The organism is Paraclostridium tenue (assembly GCF_039521565.1).
Classification (GTDB): domain Bacteria; phylum Bacillota; class Clostridia; order Peptostreptococcales; family Peptostreptococcaceae; genus Paraclostridium; species Paraclostridium tenue.
The window spans coordinates 122992-146787 of record NZ_BAAACP010000002.1; the positions used below are offsets into that span (position 1 = coordinate 122992).

Annotated in this window: 24 protein-coding genes and 1 pseudogene; 4 read left to right on the top strand and 21 right to left on the bottom strand. The window is 25.5% G+C overall.

Annotated features, from left to right (window positions below; translation table 11 throughout):
* Both ABFX13_RS14735 and ABFX13_RS02360 read right to left on the bottom strand, forming a co-directional pair.
* Nucleotides 1–623: pseudogene (locus tag ABFX13_RS14735) on the bottom strand (sugar-binding domain-containing protein).
* 334 nt (nt 624–957) lie between these two features.
* Nucleotides 958–1146, bottom strand: coding sequence for a ferredoxin (locus ABFX13_RS02360; RefSeq protein ID WP_346041802.1), 189 nt, complete (start codon nt 1144–1146; stop codon nt 958–960).
* A gap of 204 nt (nt 1147–1350) precedes the next feature.
* Between ABFX13_RS02360 and ABFX13_RS02365 the strand changes: the two genes are divergently transcribed.
* Nucleotides 1351–1884 carry a TetR/AcrR family transcriptional regulator gene (locus tag ABFX13_RS02365; RefSeq protein WP_346041805.1) on the top strand — a complete coding sequence of 178 codons (534 nt, stop codon included), beginning with the start codon at nt 1351–1353 and terminating at the stop codon, nt 1882–1884.
* Between the two features lie 165 nt (nt 1885–2049).
* On the opposite strand, the gene ABFX13_RS02370 is transcribed toward ABFX13_RS02365, so the two are convergent.
* Nucleotides 2050–2448 carry a hypothetical protein gene (locus ABFX13_RS02370; protein WP_346041808.1) on the bottom strand — a complete coding sequence of 133 codons (399 nt, stop codon included), beginning with the start codon at nt 2446–2448 and terminating at the stop codon, nt 2050–2052.
* A gap of 160 nt (nt 2449–2608) precedes the next feature.
* Here ABFX13_RS02370 and ABFX13_RS02375 point away from each other — a divergent pair, with 160 nt between their 5' ends.
* Nucleotides 2609–3754: a DEAD/DEAH box helicase gene (locus tag ABFX13_RS02375; protein WP_346041810.1), complete on the top strand. Its 1146-nt coding sequence runs from the start codon at nt 2609–2611 to the stop codon at nt 3752–3754.
* Nucleotides 3755–3780: 26 nt separating this feature from the next.
* Here ABFX13_RS02375 and ABFX13_RS02380 read toward each other — a convergent pair whose 3' ends face one another.
* From ABFX13_RS02380 to ABFX13_RS02390, 3 genes are all read right to left on the bottom strand, one after another.
* On the bottom strand, nt 3781–5058 hold the full coding sequence (locus ABFX13_RS02380) for a methionine gamma-lyase family protein (RefSeq protein WP_346041814.1): 1278 nt from the start codon (nt 5056–5058) through the stop codon (nt 3781–3783).
* Nucleotides 5059–5169: 111 nt separating this feature from the next.
* Nucleotides 5170–6087: a hypothetical protein gene (locus ABFX13_RS02385; protein ID WP_346041816.1), complete on the bottom strand. Its 918-nt coding sequence runs from the start codon at nt 6085–6087 to the stop codon at nt 5170–5172.
* Nucleotides 6088–6285: 198 nt separating this feature from the next.
* Nucleotides 6286–6681 carry a single-stranded DNA-binding protein gene (locus ABFX13_RS02390; protein ID WP_346041819.1) on the bottom strand — a complete coding sequence of 132 codons (396 nt, stop codon included), beginning with the start codon at nt 6679–6681 and terminating at the stop codon, nt 6286–6288.
* Between the two features lie 130 nt (nt 6682–6811).
* On the opposite strand from ABFX13_RS02390, the gene ABFX13_RS02395 reads away from it, so the two are divergent.
* Nucleotides 6812–7411 (top strand): peptidylprolyl isomerase, encoded by a 600-nt coding sequence (locus ABFX13_RS02395; protein ID WP_346041822.1) that lies wholly within the window; start codon nt 6812–6814, stop codon nt 7409–7411.
* Between the two features lie 43 nt (nt 7412–7454).
* Here ABFX13_RS02395 and ABFX13_RS02400 read toward each other — a convergent pair whose 3' ends face one another.
* A complete protein-coding gene (locus ABFX13_RS02400) occupies nt 7455–7592 on the bottom strand; it encodes a hypothetical protein (RefSeq protein WP_346041826.1) in 138 nt (45 codons plus the stop codon).
* 114 nt (nt 7593–7706) lie between these two features.
* Nucleotides 7707–8201, bottom strand: a complete 495-nt coding sequence (locus ABFX13_RS02405) for a PTS sugar transporter subunit IIA (RefSeq protein WP_346041829.1) — start codon at nt 8199–8201, stop codon at nt 7707–7709.
* A gap of 412 nt (nt 8202–8613) precedes the next feature.
* Between ABFX13_RS02405 and ABFX13_RS02410 the strand changes: the two genes are divergently transcribed.
* Nucleotides 8614–10011, top strand: coding sequence for an alanine/glycine:cation symporter family protein (locus ABFX13_RS02410; RefSeq protein ID WP_346041833.1), 1398 nt, complete (start codon nt 8614–8616; stop codon nt 10009–10011).
* A gap of 58 nt (nt 10012–10069) precedes the next feature.
* Here the strand turns inward: ABFX13_RS02410 and ABFX13_RS02415 are convergent, their stop codons facing one another.
* The 13 genes from ABFX13_RS02415 to folE all read right to left on the bottom strand — a co-directional run bounded on the left by ABFX13_RS02415 (nt 10070) and on the right by folE (nt 23753).
* Nucleotides 10070–12055: a fructose-1,6-bisphosphatase gene (locus ABFX13_RS02415; protein ID WP_346041837.1), complete on the bottom strand. Its 1986-nt coding sequence runs from the start codon at nt 12053–12055 to the stop codon at nt 10070–10072.
* An 89-nt stretch (nt 12056–12144) separates the two neighbouring features.
* The gene (gene murJ / locus ABFX13_RS02420) at nt 12145–13713 is read right to left on the bottom strand and encodes a murein biosynthesis integral membrane protein MurJ (protein WP_346041842.1); all 1569 of its coding nucleotides are present in this window, start codon (nt 13711–13713) and stop codon (nt 12145–12147) included.
* Between the two features lie 70 nt (nt 13714–13783).
* Nucleotides 13784–14224 carry a zinc ribbon domain-containing protein gene (locus ABFX13_RS02425; protein ID WP_346041845.1) on the bottom strand — a complete coding sequence of 147 codons (441 nt, stop codon included), beginning with the start codon at nt 14222–14224 and terminating at the stop codon, nt 13784–13786.
* A gap of 23 nt (nt 14225–14247) precedes the next feature.
* Nucleotides 14248–15573 (bottom strand): hypothetical protein, encoded by a 1326-nt coding sequence (locus ABFX13_RS02430; protein ID WP_346041847.1) that lies wholly within the window; start codon nt 15571–15573, stop codon nt 14248–14250.
* 58 nt (nt 15574–15631) lie between these two features.
* On the bottom strand, nt 15632–16729 hold the full coding sequence (locus tag ABFX13_RS02435; RefSeq protein WP_346041856.1) for a Nif3-like dinuclear metal center hexameric protein: 1098 nt from the start codon (nt 16727–16729) through the stop codon (nt 15632–15634).
* Entirely contained in the window at nt 16729–17415 is a 687-nt protein-coding gene (locus tag ABFX13_RS02440; protein ID WP_346041863.1) for a tRNA (adenine(22)-N(1))-methyltransferase, read from the bottom strand. Before ABFX13_RS02440 ends, ABFX13_RS02435 begins: the two co-directional genes overlap by 1 nt.
* Nucleotides 17416–17484: 69 nt before the next feature.
* Complete coding sequence (gene rpoD / locus ABFX13_RS02445; RefSeq protein WP_346041866.1) at nt 17485–18648, bottom strand: RNA polymerase sigma factor RpoD; 1164 nt, start codon at nt 18646–18648, stop codon at nt 17485–17487.
* Between the two features lie 18 nt (nt 18649–18666).
* On the bottom strand, nt 18667–20484 hold the full coding sequence (dnaG, locus tag ABFX13_RS02450; RefSeq protein ID WP_346041871.1) for a DNA primase: 1818 nt from the start codon (nt 20482–20484) through the stop codon (nt 18667–18669).
* A gap of 265 nt (nt 20485–20749) precedes the next feature.
* Nucleotides 20750–21526 (bottom strand): 3-deoxy-7-phosphoheptulonate synthase, encoded by a 777-nt coding sequence (gene aroF, locus ABFX13_RS02455; protein WP_346041873.1) that lies wholly within the window; start codon nt 21524–21526, stop codon nt 20750–20752.
* Nucleotides 21507–22013, bottom strand: coding sequence for a 2-amino-4-hydroxy-6-hydroxymethyldihydropteridine diphosphokinase (folK, locus tag ABFX13_RS02460; protein WP_346041876.1), 507 nt, complete (start codon nt 22011–22013; stop codon nt 21507–21509). The genes aroF and folK overlap by 20 nt, the downstream gene beginning before the upstream one ends.
* On the bottom strand, nt 22006–22371 hold the full coding sequence (folB, locus tag ABFX13_RS02465) for a dihydroneopterin aldolase (RefSeq protein WP_147545023.1): 366 nt from the start codon (nt 22369–22371) through the stop codon (nt 22006–22008). Before folB ends, folK begins: the two co-directional genes overlap by 8 nt.
* A gap of 7 nt (nt 22372–22378) precedes the next feature.
* Complete coding sequence (folP, locus tag ABFX13_RS02470; RefSeq protein ID WP_346041883.1) at nt 22379–23170, bottom strand: dihydropteroate synthase; 792 nt, start codon at nt 23168–23170, stop codon at nt 22379–22381.
* 10 nt (nt 23171–23180) lie between these two features.
* Nucleotides 23181–23753: a GTP cyclohydrolase I FolE gene (folE, locus tag ABFX13_RS02475; protein ID WP_346041887.1), complete on the bottom strand. Its 573-nt coding sequence runs from the start codon at nt 23751–23753 to the stop codon at nt 23181–23183.
* Nucleotides 23754–23796 lie beyond the last annotated feature (43 nt).

Here is a 23796-nt window from a genome sequence, read left to right on the forward strand (position 1 = left end):
TTAAAAAACAGTATTTTTATTTTTATCTAATAATTCAAATTCTAAATTTTGACTGTCAAACATTCTAAATTTTAGATTTACAGTTAAGATTGCATCTTCATATCTATCATCTAAATCTGTATTTATAGTTAAATCTTCGATTCCATACAAAGGTTCTGTAAAAATTTCTACATCTCTAAATATTCCACTTAACCACCACATATCTTGATCCTCTAAGTAAGTTCCATCACTCCACTGATAAACTCTTACAGTACATTCATTTTCTCCAAGTCTAATATAATTTGTAATATCAAATTCAGACTGTATCCTAGCCCCTTTACTGTATCCTACTTCTTTCCCATTTATCCATAAATTATACGCTGAGTCTACTCCATTAAATTTAATAATTATTCTTTCATCCAAGATTTATCTATGTTAAATTTCCTTTTATATATACCTGTTGGATTTTCAGTTGGAACATATGGAGGATTTATAGGAAAATTGTAACAAAGGTCTGTATAATGCATATTACCATATCCTTGTATTTGCCAATTCCCAGGCACTACAATTTCATCCCATGAATCTATATTAAAATCTTCTTTATAAAAATCTTTTGGTGAATATTCTGGTGCATTTAAAAACAAGAATTTCCAGTTTCCATTTAAACTTTTAAAATTGTAAGTATATTTTTTATCTCCTATTAAAGCTAACTCCTTTGATGGAAAATTTTAAAAATGAGACCTTGCCTCTACCCTATTAATTCCATCTATATGTATATTCTCCCATAATTTCATATAAATCCCCCTAACTACTAATAAATATTTATTCTATATGTTTATAATATTATTTCTATTTAATTTATATATTAATTTAATATAACCTTCATATAAGTTCATTTTTTCTTAATTTATATTATTTTTATAAAATAAAAAATGTCTATAAGCTTTACTTATAGACATTTTGTTATATTTTATATAATTATTCTACTGTTATAGCGCTTACAGGACATCCTTCTTGTGCTTCTACTGCACTTTCTTCTAATTCAGCTGATATCTCTTTATCTATAGCAACTGCTAATCCATCATCATCCATTTCAAATACTTCTGGGCATATTCCTTCACATGCTCCACATCCTATACATATATTTTTATCTACAAATGCTTTCATCTTTAGTTCCTCCAAAATTTTTAGTCAATTATTTTTAATCTATTTATTATTTACCTCAAGATAGTTAGTTTTAAACATAAAATATTTTTAACCTTTCTATACACACATTTAGGTTAATTGACAATAAATTTGCATAATATTATAATATTACTTAATTTAAAGGTATTATAAGGAAAGGTAAATTATATGAAGCAATCAAATAATATGAAACAAACTATTTTATTAGCTGCATCTGAACTTATAACTAAAAACGGAATTAAAAATACAAGTCTTGCTGATATATCTAAATTAGTAGGAATAAGTAAAGGTACACTCTATTATTATTACTCTTCAAAAAATGATTTAATATATGATATTGCTGATATGCATTTATCTGTAATAACTAGTTCAGTATTAGACTGTGTTCAAAATATTGGATGTACTCATTCAAAAGAAGACTTAATCAGTTCAATAATGGATAAAATATCTACCATAGGTGGTAGAGGTAGAATACATATGTATATTCTTTGTGAAGCTATAACTTCTAATGAGGAACTTAGACATAGAATAAGAAATAACTATATAAAATGGAGAAATACTTTAAAGTCAGAAATAGAAAAAACAAATGATAAAAATTCAGATTCATTGTCTTTTTTATTAGTTTCTATAGTTGATGGATTAGTGGTTCAAAGCCTTCTTAAAACTGAAGAAATCCCTTTTGAAAATATAGCTTCATTTTTAGTAAATCATTGGTATTAAAAATTACTAACAGAGTCTATGTAGAAAAAATGCTTTAATTATTAAAATCTAAAGTTTATAATTATACATTCGTAGATGTATTTGTAAAAGAATAATTTATATAAAAAGGGTATCTAATTAGATACCCTTTTTATATAAATTCCATATCTATAGGAATTTATATTATTATTTGTATTTTTTTTGTTTAAATTTAAAATCTTTTTCTATTAATTTTAACACTATAAAATCCGATGCTTCTAAAATTATAAGTATTAAAAATAATTTTGGTTTATTTATAAGGGTTAATATGTATAGTATAGGTGTAGTTATTATAGTAAATAACCCTAATTTAGTTAAATTGCTAAACCTATCATCTATATCTTCATATGATTTTAAAAGGTTATCAAATAGCTCATCTATATTTATATTTTTAGCTATTATCAATAAGTTTATGAAACGATCTATTATTACTACTATCCAAAATAAATAACTTAAATAGTCATATAATACAGTATATATAGGTATATATAAAACTTCTCTCCATAAAATTAATTTTAATAAAATTTCATCACCTTTGTTGCCCATACGCTTATGCTCCTTTTTAAATTTCATAAAGTATATTATAGTACAACATTGTATAATAATTCAAATTTATTTACTCTTTATTAATACTTTTGAATTATATCTAATTTAGTGTTATACTATAAATCTAATTTAGTAATAATATATAAAAAAGGAGTAAAAAATGAACAAACTTAAAGACATAAATTTAGATTCAAACTTAGTTAAAGCATTACAAAAACAAGGTATAAACAATTTAAATAAAGTTCAATCCCTTGTTTTTGAAGATATAAAAAATCATAAAGATTTAATAGTACAATCTCAAACAGGAAGTGGTAAAACTCTAGCTTATTTACTTCCTTTATTTGAAAAAATAGATACTACTAAAAGAGAAACTCAAGTTATGATTTTAGCTCCAACACATGAACTTGTTATGCAAATAGTAAATCAAATTAAGTTACTTTCTCAAAATTCTAGTATAAATGTTACTACATTACCTTTAATGGGTGAAGTTAATATACAAAAGCAAATAAAGAATATAAAAGATGTAAAACCTCATATAGTAGTTGGTACTACTGGTAGAATACTTGATTTAATAAAACAGAGAAAATTAAAGGTACATAATGTAAAAACTATAGTTTTAGATGAGGTTGATAATTTAGTTATTGGTAAAAATACAAATACCGTTAAAGATATCATCAAATGTACTCTAAGAGATAGACAATTGTTAGCATTTTCTGCTAGTACTAATTCTAAATGCATTGATATATTAAAGGAAATAATGAAAGATCCTAAAATATTAAATACTACACCTAATACAATAGTTAATAAAAATATAAATCATATGTATTTATTAGGTGATAAAAGAGATAAATTCAAACTTCTTAGAAAGTCATTAGCTGCTGTAAATCCTAAAAAAGCCATAGTATTTGTAAACAATGAAGAAAGTATAGAAACAATAAATGAAAAACTAAACTTCCATAATAGAAACTCAGTTTGTATATATGGAAGAATGACTAAAGAAGATAGAAAAAATGCTTTATATAAATTTAAAACAGGTAAAGCTAAAGTTTTAGTTTCGTCAGACTTATCAGCTAGAGGACTTGATATTAAAGATGTAACTCATATATTTAATCTAGATTTTCCAGTTAGTAGTAATGAGTATATTCATAGATGTGGAAGAACTGCTAGAGGAAATAACAAAGGAGATGCAATATCTATAGTTACTCATAAAGAATTAGGTGCTATAAGAGTTTTATCAAAAGAATTTAATATAAATATAAAACACAAAGACTTATTTGAAGGTAAGTTAATAGACTTTAAAAAATAAAAACCCTCTTTATTGAGGGTTTTTTATTATCTATTCTTCTTCATATGTTGATATGCTTTTAAAGTTCCCATTTTAGAGTGTTCAAATGTAAGTCCACCTTGGAAATAAACATTATATGGAGGTTTTATTGGTGCATCTGCACTTAACTCTATAGATGAGCCTTGTATAAATGCACCTGCTGCCATTATAACTTCACTATCATACCCTGGCATAGCCCATGGTTCTGGTTTTACATATGAGTCAACTGGTGCAGCTGCTTGTACTCCCTGACAAAATGCTATAACTTCTTCTGCATTATTTAATCTTACACATTGTATTATATCACTTCTTAAATCATCATATTTAGGAAGAACATCATATCCTAATTTCTCAAACATTCTAGAACAGAATATTGCACCCATTAAAGCTTGAGAAACTATATATGGTGCTAGGAAAAATCCTTGTAAAACTGTTCTACTAGTTCCAAATGTAAGCCCACATTCTTTTCCTATTCCTGGAGATGTAAGTCTATATGATATAAGTTCTACTAGTTCTTTTTTACCAACTATATATCCACCAGTTAAAGCAAGTCCTCCACCTGGATTTTTTATTAATGAACCTGCCATTATATCAGCACCTACATCTGTTGGTTCTTTAGTTTCTATAAACTCACCATAGCAATTATCAACCATTACTATAACTTCTGATTTTATATTTTTTACAGTATCTATAATTTCTTTTATATCAGCTATTGTTAAAGATTTTCTCCAAGAATATCCTTTAGATCTTTGTATCATAACTAATTTAGTTTTATCATTTATTTTTTCTTTTATTCCTTTTAAATCAACTTCTCCATTTTCTAAAAAGTCAACTTGATTATATGTAACTCCAAACTCTTTTAAAGATCCTTTTTCTTCTCTTATTCCTATAACACCTTCTAATGTATCATATGGCTTACCTGTAACTGATAATATCTCATCTCCCGGTCTTACTATACCTTGTAAGCAAAGTGTTAGAGCATGAGTTCCATTAACTATTATAGGTCTTACTATAGCATCTTCTGTATTAAATACCTTCGAGTATATTTCTTCTATTTTTTCACGACCTATATCATTGTATCCATACCCTGTAGTCCAGTTAAAATGATTATCACTTAAATTAGCTTCTTGCATAGCCTTTAAAACTTTATATTGATTATACTCTCTTACTTCTTTTATTTCTTCAAATCTGTCCTTTATATCATCCATAACTTCATTAGATAGATTAAATATTTCATCATCTAATTCATAGAAATTTTTTAATAACTCTTTAGTTTCATTAAGCATTTTATCACCTGTTTCTTATAGTATTAAATTAACATTTGAATTTTATCATATATGTAATTTTAGTGCAAGTTTAGCGCATTTATCACAATAAAATAAGGCCTTTAACTGGCCTTATTTTACAAATTGATTTATAAAATTTATCATCATTAATTTAAATATTCCACTGTAATCAACTACTTGTGCTATTTTTTGATTATTAGCTGCTTCATGATTAAAATTAGCTATTTTAAAACATAAATATTCATTGTTTTTTTCAATAATATATCCAAAGTCTCTCACCTGAGAAATTTCTAAATCTCCCATATCTATGTTTATATCTTTAACTATTTCTTTATTTGCACATAAAATTTCTTCAGAAGATGAACTTGATTCTAATCCAAATACAGTATATAAGCTATTTTTCTCTAGTGCATTTAATAAAGTTTTTTCATTTAGATCACAATTATTTAAAGTTTGATTATCTTCTTTTACAAAAAGTCTATCTGTAAGTGTACTTTTTCTCATAATTAAAGGAATTAAACTAGAATCTAATTCATCATCTAAATTCTCTCTAGTTATTTCTATAAATGATTTTAAATCAAATTTTTCAGCTTCTATTTTTAATATATTTAAATTTTCAATATTTTCTTTTGGTATGTAATTTACTACATTTTGAAATACATCGTATATATCACATATTTCATATCCTTTTTTTATGTAACTTGATTTTACACCATATTCTTCATCAAAATCATTTAAAAGTTTATTTAGCTCTTCTTTAGTTTCAACATCTTTTATACTAGTTACTAATGGTATAATCTTATTTGGTTTCATTAAAAACGTTTCAAGAGGTTTTATAATTTCATTAGCTTCATTTATATCTTCTTGTTCAAATGCACATTCTATACCCTCTTCAAGAAAAGCTACTTCAACTTCCATTTCATATTCTTCTTCATTTATAGTGTTTGAACCAACTGGACATAGTACTATAAGTTTACTTTTATCATATACATACCCAAATGAATATGATATCTCTAAATTCCTACTCATCTTGCTTCTCCTTAATTTTGTCTAATTTTATATTATTAATTTTCTTATTAATTCTATATTAACAATCTATCTTATTTATTATATCATCTAGTATTATTTATTAAAACCTTAATATGTTTCTTAATTTATTATACATTTATAGGTATTTCATAAATTTATCATATACTTATCTTAAATAATAAAATAGGAATATTTTAATTAAAAAGGTAATGCTGATTCATTTAATGCAACTTTATCATCATTTTTAAATATATCTATTCCATTAAACTGATTATTACCCTGTTTTAATAAGTTTATATTATAAGTAATAACTTTAGTTATGTATTTATTTTTACCTTCTTTATCTTTATATTCATCTATTCTAAGTTCTCCTGTAAGAGAAATTAAACTTCCTTTTTTTAATTTATTTATACAAATTTCAACGGCTTCTTTCCACGCTTCAATTTTTATAAAATCTGTTTTTTGATATTTACTTCCATTTTTTATTTTTCTATCAACTGCTAATATAAAATTAGCAACTGGAATTCCTTTTTCACCTATATATTTTATTTCTGGGTCTTTAGTTAATCTTCCTACTAAAATAATACTATTCAATACATTACCTCCTTTATATTATATAAATTAAATTATAAACAAACATTAGTTCACTTATACAAATCTTTTTTAAATTAAAATATTTATATGCTATAATCTAAAATATAAAAAAATTTGAAGGGTGATTTTTATGAATAAAAAAAATAATTTGTTATCTAAAGTGTTAAATCTACTTGGCATATCTAAAAATCAAATATCTGATGAGATTAAAGTAGCACCTAAAGAATTACCTATAGCTTACATAGATGTTTTAAATGTAGGAATTATAGAGGCTGAACTTTATCCTCATATAGCTCCAAATACAGTAAACAATTTTATTCATCTAGCTAATAGTAATTTTTATAATGGCTTAACATTTCATAGAGTTGTTAAAAACTTTGTTATACAAGGTGGATGTCCTGAAGGATCAGGTATGGGCGGTCCTGGATATACAATAGAAGGTGAGTTTACTAAAAATAAATTTAAAAATGATTTAAAACATACAGAAGGCGTTTTATCAATGGCCAGAAGTCAGTCTAAAAATAGTGCTGGTAGTCAATTTTTCATTGTAACTAAATCATCCCCTCATCTTAATGGAAAATATGCTAGTTTTGGAAAAGTAATAAAAAATCTTGATCTAGTACATAAAATAGAAGATTTAGGATCTAAAGGTCAAATATTTATAATAAATTCTATAAAAGTTGATACTAAAGGTGTAACTTATAATGAGCCTATAAAGTATAAAAAATAAGAAAGTCATAAATTATGACTTTCTTATTTTTTATATATCTAATTTATTTTTCTTCTTTTTTAAAATATTCAAACCATATGTTAACTATTTCTGAAGTTTTTAAACTCTCTAATTTTTTTCTAGTTATTGGATGTCTCCTTATATTTACAGAATGTAAATCTCTTATTAATTGGCTTTTCATAAAATTTTCCCCCTTAGTTAAATATAAATCTTTTATTAATATATATGTAATTAAGAAAAATTTTATGAATAAATTTTTAAAAATAAAAGAGCCTGTTTTGCAGACTCTTTAACATTACTTAACTATTTCTACTCTACCACTTTCAAAAGCCTTAACAGGTCCTTCTACAACTTTTATAGATTCATTAGATTCTAAATTTGTAAATATAACTGGGCTTATTGATGATTTAGCATTAGATTCTATAAATGGTAAATCCATTTTAACTAATTTATCTCCAGCTTTAACTTCATCACCTACATTTACAAATACTTCAAATCCTTCTCCTTTTAAATTAACAGTATCTATACCTAAATGTATAAGTACTTCTTTCCCCTCTTTAGATTCTATTATTATAGCATGCTTTGTTTCAAAGATTACTCCTACTTTACCATCTACAGGAGATACTATAATACCATCAGTTGATTTTATAGCAAAACCATCACCCATCATCTTAGTTGAAAATACTTCATCTGGAACTTTAGTTATTTCTAATAATTCTCCATTTGTAGGTGATACTATCCCTTTAGATTCTTCTTGTTTTGACTTTTTGAATATATCAAATATGCCCATAATATACACTCCTTAGTATTAAATTACGTTTTCATGAACAAAATAAAATTAAATTTAATTACATATATTATTATATAATTATTTTTTTGTAGAATCAAGTAATTTTAATTAATATATGATAACTTTTTCTCAACTTATTTTTAGTAATTAATTGAATACATATTCTTTCATTTTTTAATATAAAGACATAAAACACTTGACTTTTTTAATTAGTTTTCTTACTTTATTGCAATTTCATTTATGTGTTATTCATTTTTCTAATAATAGATAATGTTTTCCCAGCCTTTATATATTGCTTTATGTGTTGATTTATTTTCCTTTTTATTATATAATTTGTAAAAATGAATTTTATTTACATCGTAATTTCTTTTTTGAGAATTTAATAAATTATATTTACTTAGGAGGGATTTATTTGAATATTTTTAACAACATAGTTTTATCATTAAACAATTTTTTATGGTCCTATGTTTTAATTGTCCTATTATTAACATTAGGTATTTATTTTACATTTAAAAGTAAATTTGTTCAATTTAGATACTTTAAAGAAATGATAAGACTTTTAGGTGCTCCATCACCTTCTAATAAGGAAAAAAAACAGGTATCTTCTTTTCAAGCCTTTTGCATAAGTACAGCATCTAGAGTTGGTACAGGTAATATTGCAGGTATTGCAATTGCTATTACATTAGGTGGACCTGGTTCTGTATTTTGGATGTGGTTAGTAGCTTTAATAGGAGGAGCATCAAGTTTTGTTGAATCTACTCTTGCTCAAATATATAAAGTTAAAGATAAAGAAGGTTTCAGGGGTGGACCTGCTTACTATATAGCTAAAGGACTTAATAGTAAATTTTTAAGTATTGCTTTTTCTATACTTATAACAATAAGCTTTGGATTTGTTTTTAATGCAATACAATCAAATACAGTAACAGAAGCTTTTAGAGCTGCATTTGGTGTTGACAAAATAGTTATAGGTGTGATACTTGCTATATTAACAACTCTTGTAATATTCGGAGGAGTACATAGAGTTGCTAAAATATCTGAAGTTATAGTTCCTGTATTTGCAGTAGCTTATATATTAGTTTCATTATTTGTAATAGCTATTAATATAGATAAATTACCCGATATTTTTAAACTTATTATAGAAAATGCTTTTGGATTAAAAGCTATAGCAGGTGGTGGTATAGGTACAACTATACTTATGGGTGTAAAAAGAGGTCTATTCTCTAATGAAGCTGGTATGGGTAGTGCACCTAATGCTGCTGCTGCTGCAACAACATCTCATCCAGTTAAACAAGGTCTTGTTCAAGCCCTTGGAGTATTTACAGATACTATAGTTATATGTAGTTGTACTGCATTAATAATATTATGCAGTGATTATTCATCTGCTAATTTAGCTGGGATTCAATTAACTCAATATGCACTATCTTCTCAAATAGGAGTTATCGGAAATTACTTTATAGCTATTTGTACATTCTTATTTGCATTTAGTTCTATAGTAGGTAATTACTACTATGGCCAATCAAATATAGAATTTATAAGTACAAATAAAACTATATTAACATCATATAGAGTATTAGTTATAGCTATGGTTATATTTGGTTCTTTAACTGCAGTTGATATAGTTTGGAACCTTGGAGATTTATTTATGGGATTTATGGCAATTATAAATCTTTATGCTATAGCTAGACTTAGCAAATTTGCTTTTCTAGCTTTAAAAGATTATACTAATCAAAAAAAATCTGGTACTAAAGAACCTATATTTAAAGCATCATCTATAGATGGCTTATCTGGTACTGAGTGTTGGGAAGATTAGAATTTAATTATAAATTAAAAGGATTAATCCTAGTAATTAGGATTAATCCTTTTTTAGATTAATTTAAAGATTCTTTCACTAAACCTTTTCGATATGCTAAAAGAAGTAATTTTAAATCTTTTATACTTTCAAGAATGTCCTTACCTATATCTGTATCTCTTATATATTTTCTATTTATATTTCTTTCTACAATTGAAGTTGTAGATAATATATCTCTTTCTTCAAGTATAACTTGTTCTGTAGTTGTAAAATGTTGATGTGATACTAGTTGAAGACTATATGAGTTATATATTAATGTATATCCAGCGATACCAGTTTTTTGTTGATATGCTCTTGAAAATCCACCATCAATAGCTATTAGTTTTCCATTTGCTTTTATTGGATTTTCACCTTTTTTACATTCAACAGGTACATGTCCATTTATTATATGTGATTCTTTTTTATCTAATTCAAATTCTTCAAATATCATATTACACATATTTTCAGTATCCCTTAACTTAAAGTATGTATTTTTATTTTCTTTATGAGTTTCTTTTTCATTGATAAAATAACGTTCAAATGTTGTCATATCATCTTTACCAAATAAAGGAGATGCACACCCTGTCCATAAATACCACATTATATCCATTCCATACTCTTTTTGTTTATTGCCTTCTCTATAAAGATATCCTTCTCTAGCTAGTGAATCAAATTTGTCCATCAAAGATTTACCACTATATTCAACATTATTTATTACAAACTTTTTAAAGCTTCCATCTTCATTTAAAGGAATACATCCATGGAATAATAAATTAGAATTACATTTAAGGTATATACTCCCTTTAGAAAATAAAAATGAAGTATGTTTTTGAAGTTTATCACTATTTACAAAAGATGATTTTAATTTTTCTATAACAACTTCTTCTTCTTTAGTTAACTTACAAGGATCTTTAGGATCTATAGTTGGGAAATTACTATCTTTAAGTTTATATTCTTTTCCATTTATTTTTATAGTTGATGTTTCATAATTTATTTTATTTAATAAACATCTATGATCCATTTCAAATTCAGGTCTTCTTTTTATTACTTCATTTTCCAATTTAAACTGAATTATAGATATAGCTTTATGCATTTTTGCTATTAAAGATATTTCATTTTTATTGTATTCACCTTCAGATATTTTAGGTAAAAAAGCTTTACATGGATCATCTTTATATACATTTAAAGCAAATGTAGCAAGTGGTAAAATATTTATTCCATATATATCTTCAACTATATCTAAATTCGCATATCTAGCTGAAATTCTAAGAGCATTTGCTATACATACCTTTTGTCCAGCTGCTGCTCCCATCCATAATATATCATGATTTCCCCATTGGATATCCACACTATGATAATCCATAAGAGTATCTATTATTATATCAGGTCTTGGTCCTCTATCATAAATATCTCCAATTATATGTAATCTATCTATAACTAATCTTTGAATCAATTTTGATATAGCTATTATAAATTCTTTAGATTTATCGATTTCTATTATAGTATTTATAATTTGTTGGTAGTATTTTTTCTTATGATTAATATTATAATCTGTGTTTAATAGTTCTTCTATTATGTGTGCAAATTCTTTAGGAAGATACTTTCTAACCTTATCCTTAGTGTATTTAGTAGATGCATATCTACATAAATCTACTATTCTATGAAGAGTAACCCTATACCAATCATTTATATTCTCTTCTTCCTTTAAAACTATATCTAATTTCTGTTCTGGGTAATAAACTAAAGTTGCTAAAGTCTTTTTCTCACTTTCCATAAGTGAATCCCCAAATAATTCTTCTATTTTTCTTTTAACCACACCTGAACCATTTTTTAATACATGAACAAATGGCTCGCTTTCTCCATGTATATCTGATAGAAAATGTTCTGTACCTTTAGGTAGATTCAATATTGATTCTAACTTAATTATTTCTGTTGATGCCTGAGATATAGTAGGATACTGTTTGGAAAGTAAATTTAAATACTTTATGTTATCTCTGCATATTTTTTCTGATATTTCCAGGCTCATTTTATCACCCCTAAATCTTAACTATTTATTATATATTTAATTATACCATATACTTGTTTAAGTATATAAAACTAAAAAGCAAGATTTTATTATCTCGCTTTTTTTATAAAATTTATAAATCTATTTTTTATCTGATCTATAACTTCTTTAATTTCAGTAATATTTAATAAAACACTTAATATTAAATAAATAACTGCTCCTACTAAACTACATACAATTAATCCTATTAATATTAAATATTTTTCTTTATATATAAAATTTTCTCCTATTATAAAAATAAAGTTATATAAATATTTTACAATTATACCCATAATTATAGATGCTATTAAAGTTTTTAAAAATGTATTTATACTACTTTTAATACCTAATCTACCTACTTTACGTCTTAAAGATATTATAAGTAAAATAGCTCCAAATATAACAGATATAGAAGACGATAATGCAAGCCCTCCTATTCCCATTTTTCTAATTAGTATAATTGAAAAAATAATATCAACAAATACTGCTGCCATGGCATTTTTTACAGGTGTCTTTGTATCCTGCAAAGAATAAAATCCTCTTGAAACTATATCTCTTATTCCAAAAGCTACCATACCAAAAGAATAAAACATTAATGAAGTTGATGTTAAATATGTATCTTTTGCATCAAATGATCCACCTTCAAATAAAAAACTAACTGTAGGTGTTGAAAATATAATCATTCCTATCATAACAGGTACCATTACAATTATAACGATATTTATACATCTTATTAAACTCCACTTAAAAGCCTTTATATTATTTTGGCTAGCAAATTTAGAAAGCATAGGATACATAACAGTAGAAATAGATATAACAAGTACGCCTACAGCAAATATATTCAATTTATTAGCATAATTAAGAGCTGTTATACTCCCCGTATCTAATGTAGAAGCTAGTGTTCTATTTATAACACTATTTATTTGATTTACATATGATCCTAAAAATACAGGTAAAATTAAATAAATTATATTTTTTACATTTTCATCTTTTATATCAACATTTAATTTATGTTTATACCCACTTTTTTTAAGAAATGGTATTTGAAATAAAAGTTGAGCTACATACGCAAGTAAAGTTATCCATACCATTACATATGAATTTGTAAAACTTCCTATGATTATAGCCAGTATACATATTATATTAAATGGAATTGTAACTAATCCTGATATATAAAATCTTCCATTTGCTAATAAATAAGATGATACTAATCCATTAGTTGCTATAAAAATTATAGAAATTATAAGTATTTTAGAAAATCTAGTTGTAATTTCTAATTCTTCACCCTTAAATCCCATAGCAAAAATCTTTACTATATACGGCGTAAATATACTTCCTATAATTATTGTAAGTATACTTAAAATTATTACTATATTTAAAACATTACTTGTAAACTTATTTACCTCATCTTGTCCCTTTTCTGTTTTAATTTTAAAAAACATAGGTATATAAGTTGTTCCTAATGATGCACTTATCCCTGTAAATAGTACAACTGGTATATTAAGCGCAGTTATATAAGCATCAGTTATAATGCTTGCTCCAAAGCTTTTTGCCAATATTATATCTCTAAGAAAGCCCGTTACCTTAGATATCAATGTTATAATCATTAATATTACTGCTGATTTTTTAGCCTTTGACATATACTATTTCCTTCTTTCTTTTACATAGAGCTTTAAATTATAATAAGGGATGCATAAAGCATCCCCTTTATTATACATTTTTTATAACCTTTTTACCACAACATCCACAAAAGTTTGAATCATAGTCTATATCACTTAAGCAGAATTCACATTTTATTATATCTTTATTTTCATCTATTTTTTTGCCACATTTGCAACAAAAGTTACTATCAACATCTAATACATTCCCACATTCACAGATTTTTTCTTTTTTAGATTCTATATTGTTAATTTCCATAGTAGATTCATATATAATTTTATCTATTTTGGGTACTTTTTCAAATAATTCAATTAAATCTTTTTCAACTATTTCATCTTTTCTTACTTTTTCATAAATATACATTCCTGCATTTATAAAAACCTTAATTTTATCACTTTGAGCTTTATTTATAATTTTATTTAATTTATTTATTTCTTTTATAGTTTCAATTTTTTCTTTATTTTTATTAATTACATTTTTTATATTGTTCATGCTATCTCTCCCATTTAAAGCTTTTATTCTTTATTAAGCTTATATCCTAAAGATAATATTACGTAGCTGTATAAAAAAGATACAAAAATTCCTACAATAACACTAGATCCTATGTATGAATATCCTCCATAATTTTGAGCTTCTAATAAAGATAAACTACCACTTGTATCTATTTTACTTAAGTAAATCGTACATCCTATAACAATAGAGTATACCAAACTAAAATACTTTATAATACCTTTATTTTTAAATTTATTTTTAATATCATATCCAGACACTATAAGTATCACTAATGTTAATAGTATTATAGCATATATAAATAATTTCATACTTTCATGGATATACAAGCTTATATCACTTATATTAAATATAGATATAATTGAATTTGATATAATTATAGGTATAAAATTAACTAGTTGTAATAAATAAATAGATAGCTGTGTTAGTTTAGCAAAACTAGTTAAGTCTTTATTATTTCCAAATATATTAGTTAAAAATAAGCTTATTGTTAAAAATATTAGTATTATTAAATATAACATTCCTATTGTCTTTAATGCCTTATTTATAATTTTTAATTTATCATTTTTAGGTTTTAATTTATTAAATAAAACTATATATGTAGGTAAAAAAGATATTATCATTCCATTTAACATACTTTTTATAAAACTATATTTTATAATAATAGACATACTATAATACTCACTAATAGGTGACATTATATATTTTTTCCCTAATATTGAAATAATACCTAAAATTAATCCATATAAAATACTTAATATGATTGAATCTTTAATTATATTTTCTTTATCTAAACAATCTTTTTTTATAAATATAATGCTAGATAAAGCTATACAAAGTATAGGGAAAATCGAATATATAATAATACCCATACTTATATTAATATTTGCTACACCCATAAAAGAATTTGCTAATATATTAATAGGTATCAAATTAAGCCCCAATGCTATACTAAATATATTTAAATACTCATTGATATCAAGTCTCATTACCCCTATTATAATTTTCACAAAAGTAGATATAATTATTAATAATACAATAGAACTCATAGCTGTTAATAGTTTATTTCTAATATTTATTTTTTCTAAATATCTTTTTATATTCAATTTTATATTTGCATATTTTCCCATATTGTTTGCATTATTGTATATATTTTCTTTAACTTTTGTTATATTAGTTAAATCATTTCCACAATTTTTGCAATATATACCACTCGTATTTTCTGATTCACCACATTTAGAACATATTTTTTCATTTCCAAATTCTATACTAATATTTTCTAAATCAATTAAATCTTGACCATTTGATTTACAATAATTTTCACAATTCATACTTTTCCTCCATAGTCTAAAAATAGCCCTAAGATTATCTTAAGGCTATCATTTATAACTATATTATATCAAAAGGATTTAAATTTACATCACTTTTTACGATATCTATATCAAAATTTTCATTTATATAATTAAACATTATATCTGCAAAAACTTTTTCAGTATCAAAATGTCCGCAATCTATAACCTTCATCCCCATATCTAATGTATCTTGTGCATCATGATATTTCATATCACCAGTTATCAGTACATCACACCCAACTTTGTAAGCTTTTTTTACCATATCAGCACCAGAACCTGTAACTATAGCAATTTTAGATATCTCATCATTTAAATTTCCAACCACTCTTAAGTATTTTATATCCAATTTATCTTTAAGTATCATTCCTAAATCTTTGAAAGTTATATTTTTTTCTAACTTTCCATATCTTCCAAGACCTAAAGATTCTCCTTTATTTTCTAACTTAAATAAATCATATGCTACTTCTTCATATGGATGAGCTTTTATCATAGAACTAATTACTTTATCTAAAATTTTTTGAGGAACTATAGTTTCTATTTTTACCTCATGAACACTTTCTAAAGCTCCTTCTTGTCCTATATACGGATTAGCACCTTCGCAAGGTTTAAATCTTCCTTCTCCCTCTATGCTAAATGAACAATCTTTATAATTTCCTAAATGTCCAGCTCCTGAATTTCCTAGAGCTATCCTTACATTATCTATATGAGTTTTAGGAACGTATACAGCTAATTTATATAAAGCTTCACTTTTAGTTTTATCTAGTATTTTTACATTTTTAAGTTCTAACATATCTACAAAATAATCATTTAATCCATCAAATGCAATATCAAAATTAGTATGCATAGAATATATAGATATATCATTTTTTATTAGTTTATGTATTAATTTTCCCTTTAAATTAGAAGTATTGACTTTATTCATTTTAGAAAAAATAAATGGATGGTGAGTTATTATTAAATCTATATTTTTATTTATAGCTTCATCTACTACACTTTCGTTTACTTCTAATACAACCATTACTTTTTTTATATCACTATTATAATCTCCAACTATAAGACCTACATTATCCCAATCATATGCTAAGTTAAGAGGATATTTTTCTTCTATCTTTTTTATAAAAGTCTTAAGTTTCATTATATCAACCCCTTAAGTTTTTTTATATTATTTATAGTGCTATTTCTTTTAACTTCTATTGAAGCTCCATTTTTACCTTCTAATTTACTTATTATACTTTCATAAGAATTAATTTTTTTATTTATAAACTCATGTAAAAGCTTATCATTATTTTCTATGAGTTTACTTCCAATTTCATAATATATATCATCATTAACTTCAGTATTTTTCCCTGTGTATTTAGCCACAATTATTTCGTATATTCTAAAATCTTCTTTTACTAAGACTTCGTTTAATATTTCATATCCATTATTATAAAGATATTTTCTAAGTTCATTTTGTGCTTGCATTGGTTGAAGTATAAGTTTATCAACAGTTTGAGAAACACTTTTTTTAGCTTCTAAAAGTTCACTTATTAAAATTCCACCCATACCAGCTATTATAACTTCATCTACTTCGTTTGGATTTAAAACTTCAAGCCCTGAACCTAGTCTTAAGTCTACCTTCTCATCTAATTTATTATGTCTAACTTCTTTTTTTGCATTCTCTAAAGGTCCTTTATTAACATCAGCTAATATTGCATAATCTATCTTATTATTATTCAAAAGATAAACAGGTATATACCCATGATCAGTTCCTATATCCGCTATTTTTTTTCCTTCATCTACAAGGCTTGCTATTTTTAATAATCTATCTGTTAATTTCAATTTATATTTATCCTTTCATATATATTTTTGCATATATAAAAATTCGCCTATTACAGACGAATTTTTATATTAATCTAAGTAATCTCTAAGTTTTTTAGATCTACTTGGATGTCTTAATTTTCTTAAAGCCTTAGCTTCTATTTGTCTTATTCTTTCTCTAGTTACATCAAATTCTTTACCTACTTCTTCAAGAGTTCTAGCACGTCCATCTTCAAGTCCAAATCTTAATTTTAAAACTTTTTGTTCTCTTTCATTTAATGATCCTAAAACTTCTTCAATTTGCTCTTTTAATAAAGAATAAGCTGCTGCTTCTGCAGGTGCTGGAGCATCATCATCTGGTATAAAATCTCCTAAGTGACTGTCTTCTTCTTCTCCTATAGGAGTTTCTAATGAAACAGGATCTTGAGCAATTTTCATAATTTCTCTAACTTTATCCTCTGTCATATCCATTTCTTTAGCAATTTCTTCAGGTTTTGGATCTCTACCTAATTCCTGTAATAATTGTCTTGATACTCTTATTAATTTATTTATAGTTTCAACCATATGCACAGGTATTCTTATTGTTCTAGCTTGATCTGCTATTGCACGAGTTATGGCTTGTCTTATCCACCAAGTTGCATAAGTACTAAACTTAAATCCTTTTGTATAATCAAATTTTTCTACAGCTTTTATAAGCCCTAAATTTCCTTCTTGTATTAAGTCAAGAAATAACATACCTCTTCCAACATATCTCTTTGCTATACTTACAACTAATCTTAAGTTTGCCTCGACTAATCTTTGCTTAGCTATCTCATCACCTTCATGCATTCTTCTTGCAAGTTCCGCTTCTTCATGAGGTTTAAGTAAAGGTATTTTACCTATTTCTTTTAGATACATCCTTACTGGATCATCTATACTTATACCTTTAGGTAAAGTTAAATCTATTTGCTCTATTTCCATAGTATTTTCTTCTTTAGACATATCATCATCAATACTATCATCTATGTCTATATCCATGTCTTCTGAGCTAAATTCTATATCTGCATCAGCTTTTTCTTCTTTTTTCTGTATTACTTCTATACCTAAGTTTCCTAATGTTTCGTATAGATTTTCAACTTGATCTTTATCAAGTTCAGTTTCTGAGAAAGCTTCCATTATCTCCATAAGGGTAAGACTTCCTTGTTTTTTACCTTTTTCTATAAGTGATTTTGCTGTTACTCTTTTAGATTCTTTTTTTGGCGCTTTATTTTCCATGCTCAATCCTCCCTTCATCTATATTTTTTGTAATATTTTTCTTAATTCAACTATTTTTATAGCAATTTCCATAACCTGTACATCTACCTCTTTCGCATTTGAATTATCATTAATTTTATTTGCTTCCAATTCTTTTTGCTTCTTTAATAAATTATCTATATCATTTTGAAGCTTGTTTCTTTTCACTTTTTTTATTATTCCTTCTATACTTTTATCATCATTTAAATTTATATTTTCTAATTTTAAAGAATATAAATTAGTGAGATATTCTTCGGATAAGTTTAAACTTTTCAATTTGTCAATAGTTATTTTATCCAATTCTTCATTTTTAATTATAAATTTTAAAATTTCTTTATTTTCTTTTAAAATAAAATTATCTTCATCTAACTTAAGGCCTAATAATTTTCTTACTTCTTTACTTTCCAGTAACACTCTTATTAAAGTTTTTTCTATAAGTTCATTACCATTATTTATTATTTTAGGTCTTTTATAAGCATTTTCATCTCTTTTTATATTTCTATCATTTTTATATTTTTCATTATACTTAGATTTATAATTCTTACCGTAAATTTCCTGTTTTAAAGATTCTACGCTAATTTTACTTTCTGAACTTAAAAAATTTATATAATAGTCTATATCTACAGGACTTTTTAAAGTTTTTATTATTTTACTAGACTCTTTAGTGAACTTTAATCTCTCTTCATCTTTTGATATATCATAATTATTTTTACATTTAATAATTTTATACCTTATATAATGAATAGCTTCTTTTATAGATCTTTGATATTCACTCAATCCATATTTTCTTATAAATTCATCTGGATCTTTAACATCTTTTAAATCTAATATTTTTACATTTATACCCGAACTAGTTAATATATCTATAGCTCTTAATGTGGCTTTAACACCTGCATCATCTGAGTCATAAGAAATTATAACTGTATCTACATATCTTTTTAATAAATTCCCTTGTTCTAAAGTAAGGGCAGTTCCAAGTGTAGCACAGACATTTCTTACTCCATATTGATATAAAGATATTAAATCCATATATCCTTCTACAAGTATGATAGTTCTATCTGATATATTTTTTCTAGCAAAGTTTAGTCCATATAGATTATACTTTTTATTAAAGGCTAGTGTATCAGGTGAATTTAAATATTTAGGAAGAGAATCATCAAGAACCCTTCCTCCAAATCCTATAACATTTCCTCTATAGTCAAATATAGGAAAAATTACTCTATTAATAAATCTGTCATAATATTTATTTCCATCTTTTTTATATGTAACAAGCCCACATTCAACAAGTGTCTCTTTATCATAACCTTTATCGATTAAATAATCCATAAGATTAGTCCATGCCTTAGGTGCATATCCTAACCCAAATTTTTTTATTATTTTATCATCGAGACCTCTTTTTCTTAAATATTCATACCCATAATTCTTTTGTTTAATTAGGTTTGAAAAATAATATCTAGCAGCTTCTGTATTTAAATCTTGAAACTTCTTTATTTTTTCCATCCTGATTTTAGATTGCTCATCCATATTTGTGTTTATTTCAACTCCACAATCTTTAGCTAGTAACTTGACTGCATCCATAAATTCAAGATTTTCAATTTTCATAATGAAGTTTATTACATCTCCACCTTCACCACATCCAAAACATTTATATATTTGTTTTGAAGTGTTTATGTAAAATGAAGGTGTTTTTTCTCCATGAAACGGGCATAACCCTTTGTAGTTTGCTCCCGATTGCTGTACTTTAATGTAGTCTGATATCACCTTAACTATATCAGATCTAGACTTTATTTCTTCTATTTTATCTTTTATATCATTCATATTATCACCTTCTGGTGTAATTTTTTTAACATTACTATTTTACAATATATTAGAAATTTGTCAAATGTTCATTATACATAATTCGACTTTTTTTATCCAATTCCTTCTTTTTTTATAAAAATTTTTTTAAATTTTAATGTTTTATCAAAGTTTTTCTATATAAAAGTGTTACTTTAATATTTTGTATAATATTTATAATTTCAATACTATATTTTAAAATTATTTATTTTCAAAAAATAAAAGAGGCAATAAGCCTCTTAAAGTATTATAATTTTTTTATGCTATTCATCAAATCTTCAAACTCTTCAAAATGAAGTGATTGACCTCCATCTGATAAAGCTTCACTTGGATTTGGATGAACTTCAACCATTATTCCATCAGCACCTGCTGCAAATGATGCAATAGACATTGGTTTAACTAAATATCTTACACCAGTTGCATGACTTGGATCTACTATTACAGGTAAATTAGTTTCTCTTTTTATTATAGGAACTGCAGCTATATCTAAAGTATTTCTCGTATAATCATTATAAGTTCTTATTCCTCTTTCACACATTATAATATTACTATTTCCACCTATTGCAATGTACTCAGCAGCGCCTATCCATTCTGTTATAGTAGAGCTTATACCTCTTTTTAACATTACAGGTTTATCTTGCTTTCCAACCTCACTTAAAAGAGTAAAATTTTGCATATTTCTAGATCCTATTTGTATTATATCTGCAACTTCATATACTTTTTCTAAATCTCTAGCATCCATAAGTTCTGTTATAACAGGTAAATTAGTTTCTTTCTTTACAGCTTTTAATATTTCAAGCCCTTCTTCTTTTAATCCTTGAAATGAATTTGGTGAAGTTCTTGGTTTATATGCTCCACCTCTTAATACATTTGCACCTTTTTGTTTTACAAATTTTGCAGTTTCTAAAAGTTGATCATAACTTTCTATAGCACAAGGTCCTGCCATTATAATTTTGTCTTTTGGCATTTCTAAATTATTAGCTATTTTTATATTTAAATTCTTATCAAATAAGTTTTTTTTCATTACCTATAAACTCCTTTACTTCTTCTCTTTCCTCAGTCGTCAAAGATTTTAGGTACTCATCTATACTTACATTATCTATTTTTAACTTATTATTTAAATCTATAAGTGGTATTAATACAAATGCTCTTTCCTTAATTCTTGGATGAGGAATTTCTAGATTTTCTTCTTGTAAAATTATATCATTAAAAAATAATATATCAACATCTATAGTTCTTGGTCCCCATCTTATTTTTCTTTCCCTATTTAGTTTTCTTTCTACATCTTGACATACATGTAAAAGGTCATTTGGTTCTAAGTTAGTTTCTATTTCTATACACATATTTAAAAAATCTGCTTGTTCAGTATAACCCCAAGCCTTAGTTTCATACACCTTAGACTTTTTAGATACTTTTATATCACTATGAGAGTTTAATATTTTTAAAGCTTGATTTAGATAGTTTAATCTATCACCTATATTAGTTCCTAGACCTAAATAAGATTTATTCATTTCTCTTTCTCCTTATTTCTACACCGAAATAATCGTATATACCAGGCACTGGAGCTTCAGGTTTTTTCACTCTAACCATAACTTCTTGTATTAAAGTAAATTTTTCAAAAACTTCTATAGCTATATTTTCAACTAGTGCTTCTAATAGATTAAACCTCTTATTTTCAACTATATCCTTAACTACTTCATAAACTTCTCCATAACTTACTGATTTATTCATATCATCAGTTATTCCAGCTTCTCTAGTATCTAAGTATAACTCCATATCAATAAAAAACTTTTGACCTAATATACCTTCTTCTTTAAAAACTCCATGATATCCATAAAACCCCATATTATTTAATAGTATCTTATCCATAATAACCCTACTTTCTATATATAGCATCTGCAACTTTAATAGCTCTTAAATTTTCTAATACATCATGAACTCTTACTATATCTACACCATCTTTTATTCCTATAACCGTAGTAGCTATAGTTCCTTCAACTCTATCTTTAGGTTCTAAGTTCAGTATATTTCCTATCATAGATTTTCTAGATGTTCCCAAAAGTATAGGATATCCTAATTCTTTTAATTCTCCTAATCTAGACATAACCTCTATATTTTGTTCAAATGTTTTTCCAAACCCAATACCTGGATCTAGTATAATTTTTTCGTCATTTATACCAGCATCTTTTGCTATTTTTATGCTTTCTATTAAAAATTCTTTTATACATTCCATTATATCCTTATCATAATCAGTTCCATCTTGATTATGCATTATACACACATATGCATTATATTTTGCTATAGTACTTGCCATTTTAGGATCTTTTCTAAGACCCCATATATCATTTATCAAATCAGCTCCAAGTTTTAAACTTTCATTTGCAACCTCAGCTTTATAAGTGTCAATAGATACTTTTACATCTAAATTTTCCTTTAAAGCTTTTACAACAGGTAAAACTCTTTTTAATTCTTCATCTGCCTCAACTTTCTCATGTCCTGGTCTAGTAGATTCTCCTCCTAAATCAATTATGTCTGCACCTTCATCTATCATCTTTTTGGCATGATTTAATGCAGCTTCTAAATTAGTGTAACTTCCACCATCAGAAAAACTATCTGGAGTTACATTTAAAATACCCATTATATGAGTTTTTTTACCATAATCAAACATTTAATCTCTCCTATCTCATATTTATTAAGCTCATAGCCTCCGCTCTAGCTGCTATGTCTTTTTCAAATATACCTCGTACTGCTGAAGTTATAGTTTTTGATCCCGGTTTTTTAACACCTCTCATAGTCATACACATATGCTCAGCTTCTAAAACTACAATTACTCCATATGGTTTTAATTCTTTCATTATTATATCTGCCGTCTCTTTAGTTATTCTTTCTTGAAGTTGTGGTCTCTTTGCCAAATCTTCTATAACTCTAGCAAGTTTAGAAAGACCTGTTAGCCTACCATCCTTTGGTAAGTATGCAATATGTGCTTTTCCAAAAAAAGGAACTATATGATGTTCACAACATGAATAAAATGGTATATCTTTAACTAATACTAATTCTTCATGCTCTTCAGATTGAAAAAGTGTTTTTAAATGTTCACTAGGATCTTTATGTATCCCTGAAAATATTTCTTCATACATTTTTGCAACCCTACTTGGAGTATCTACCAATCCTTCTCTATTCGGATCTTCTCCTATAGCTTCTAATATATCTCTTACAGCATTTTCTATCTTTTTTTTATCTACATTATACATATAACCAGCCCCCCTAATTTAATATTTGCATTTTAAAGTTTAT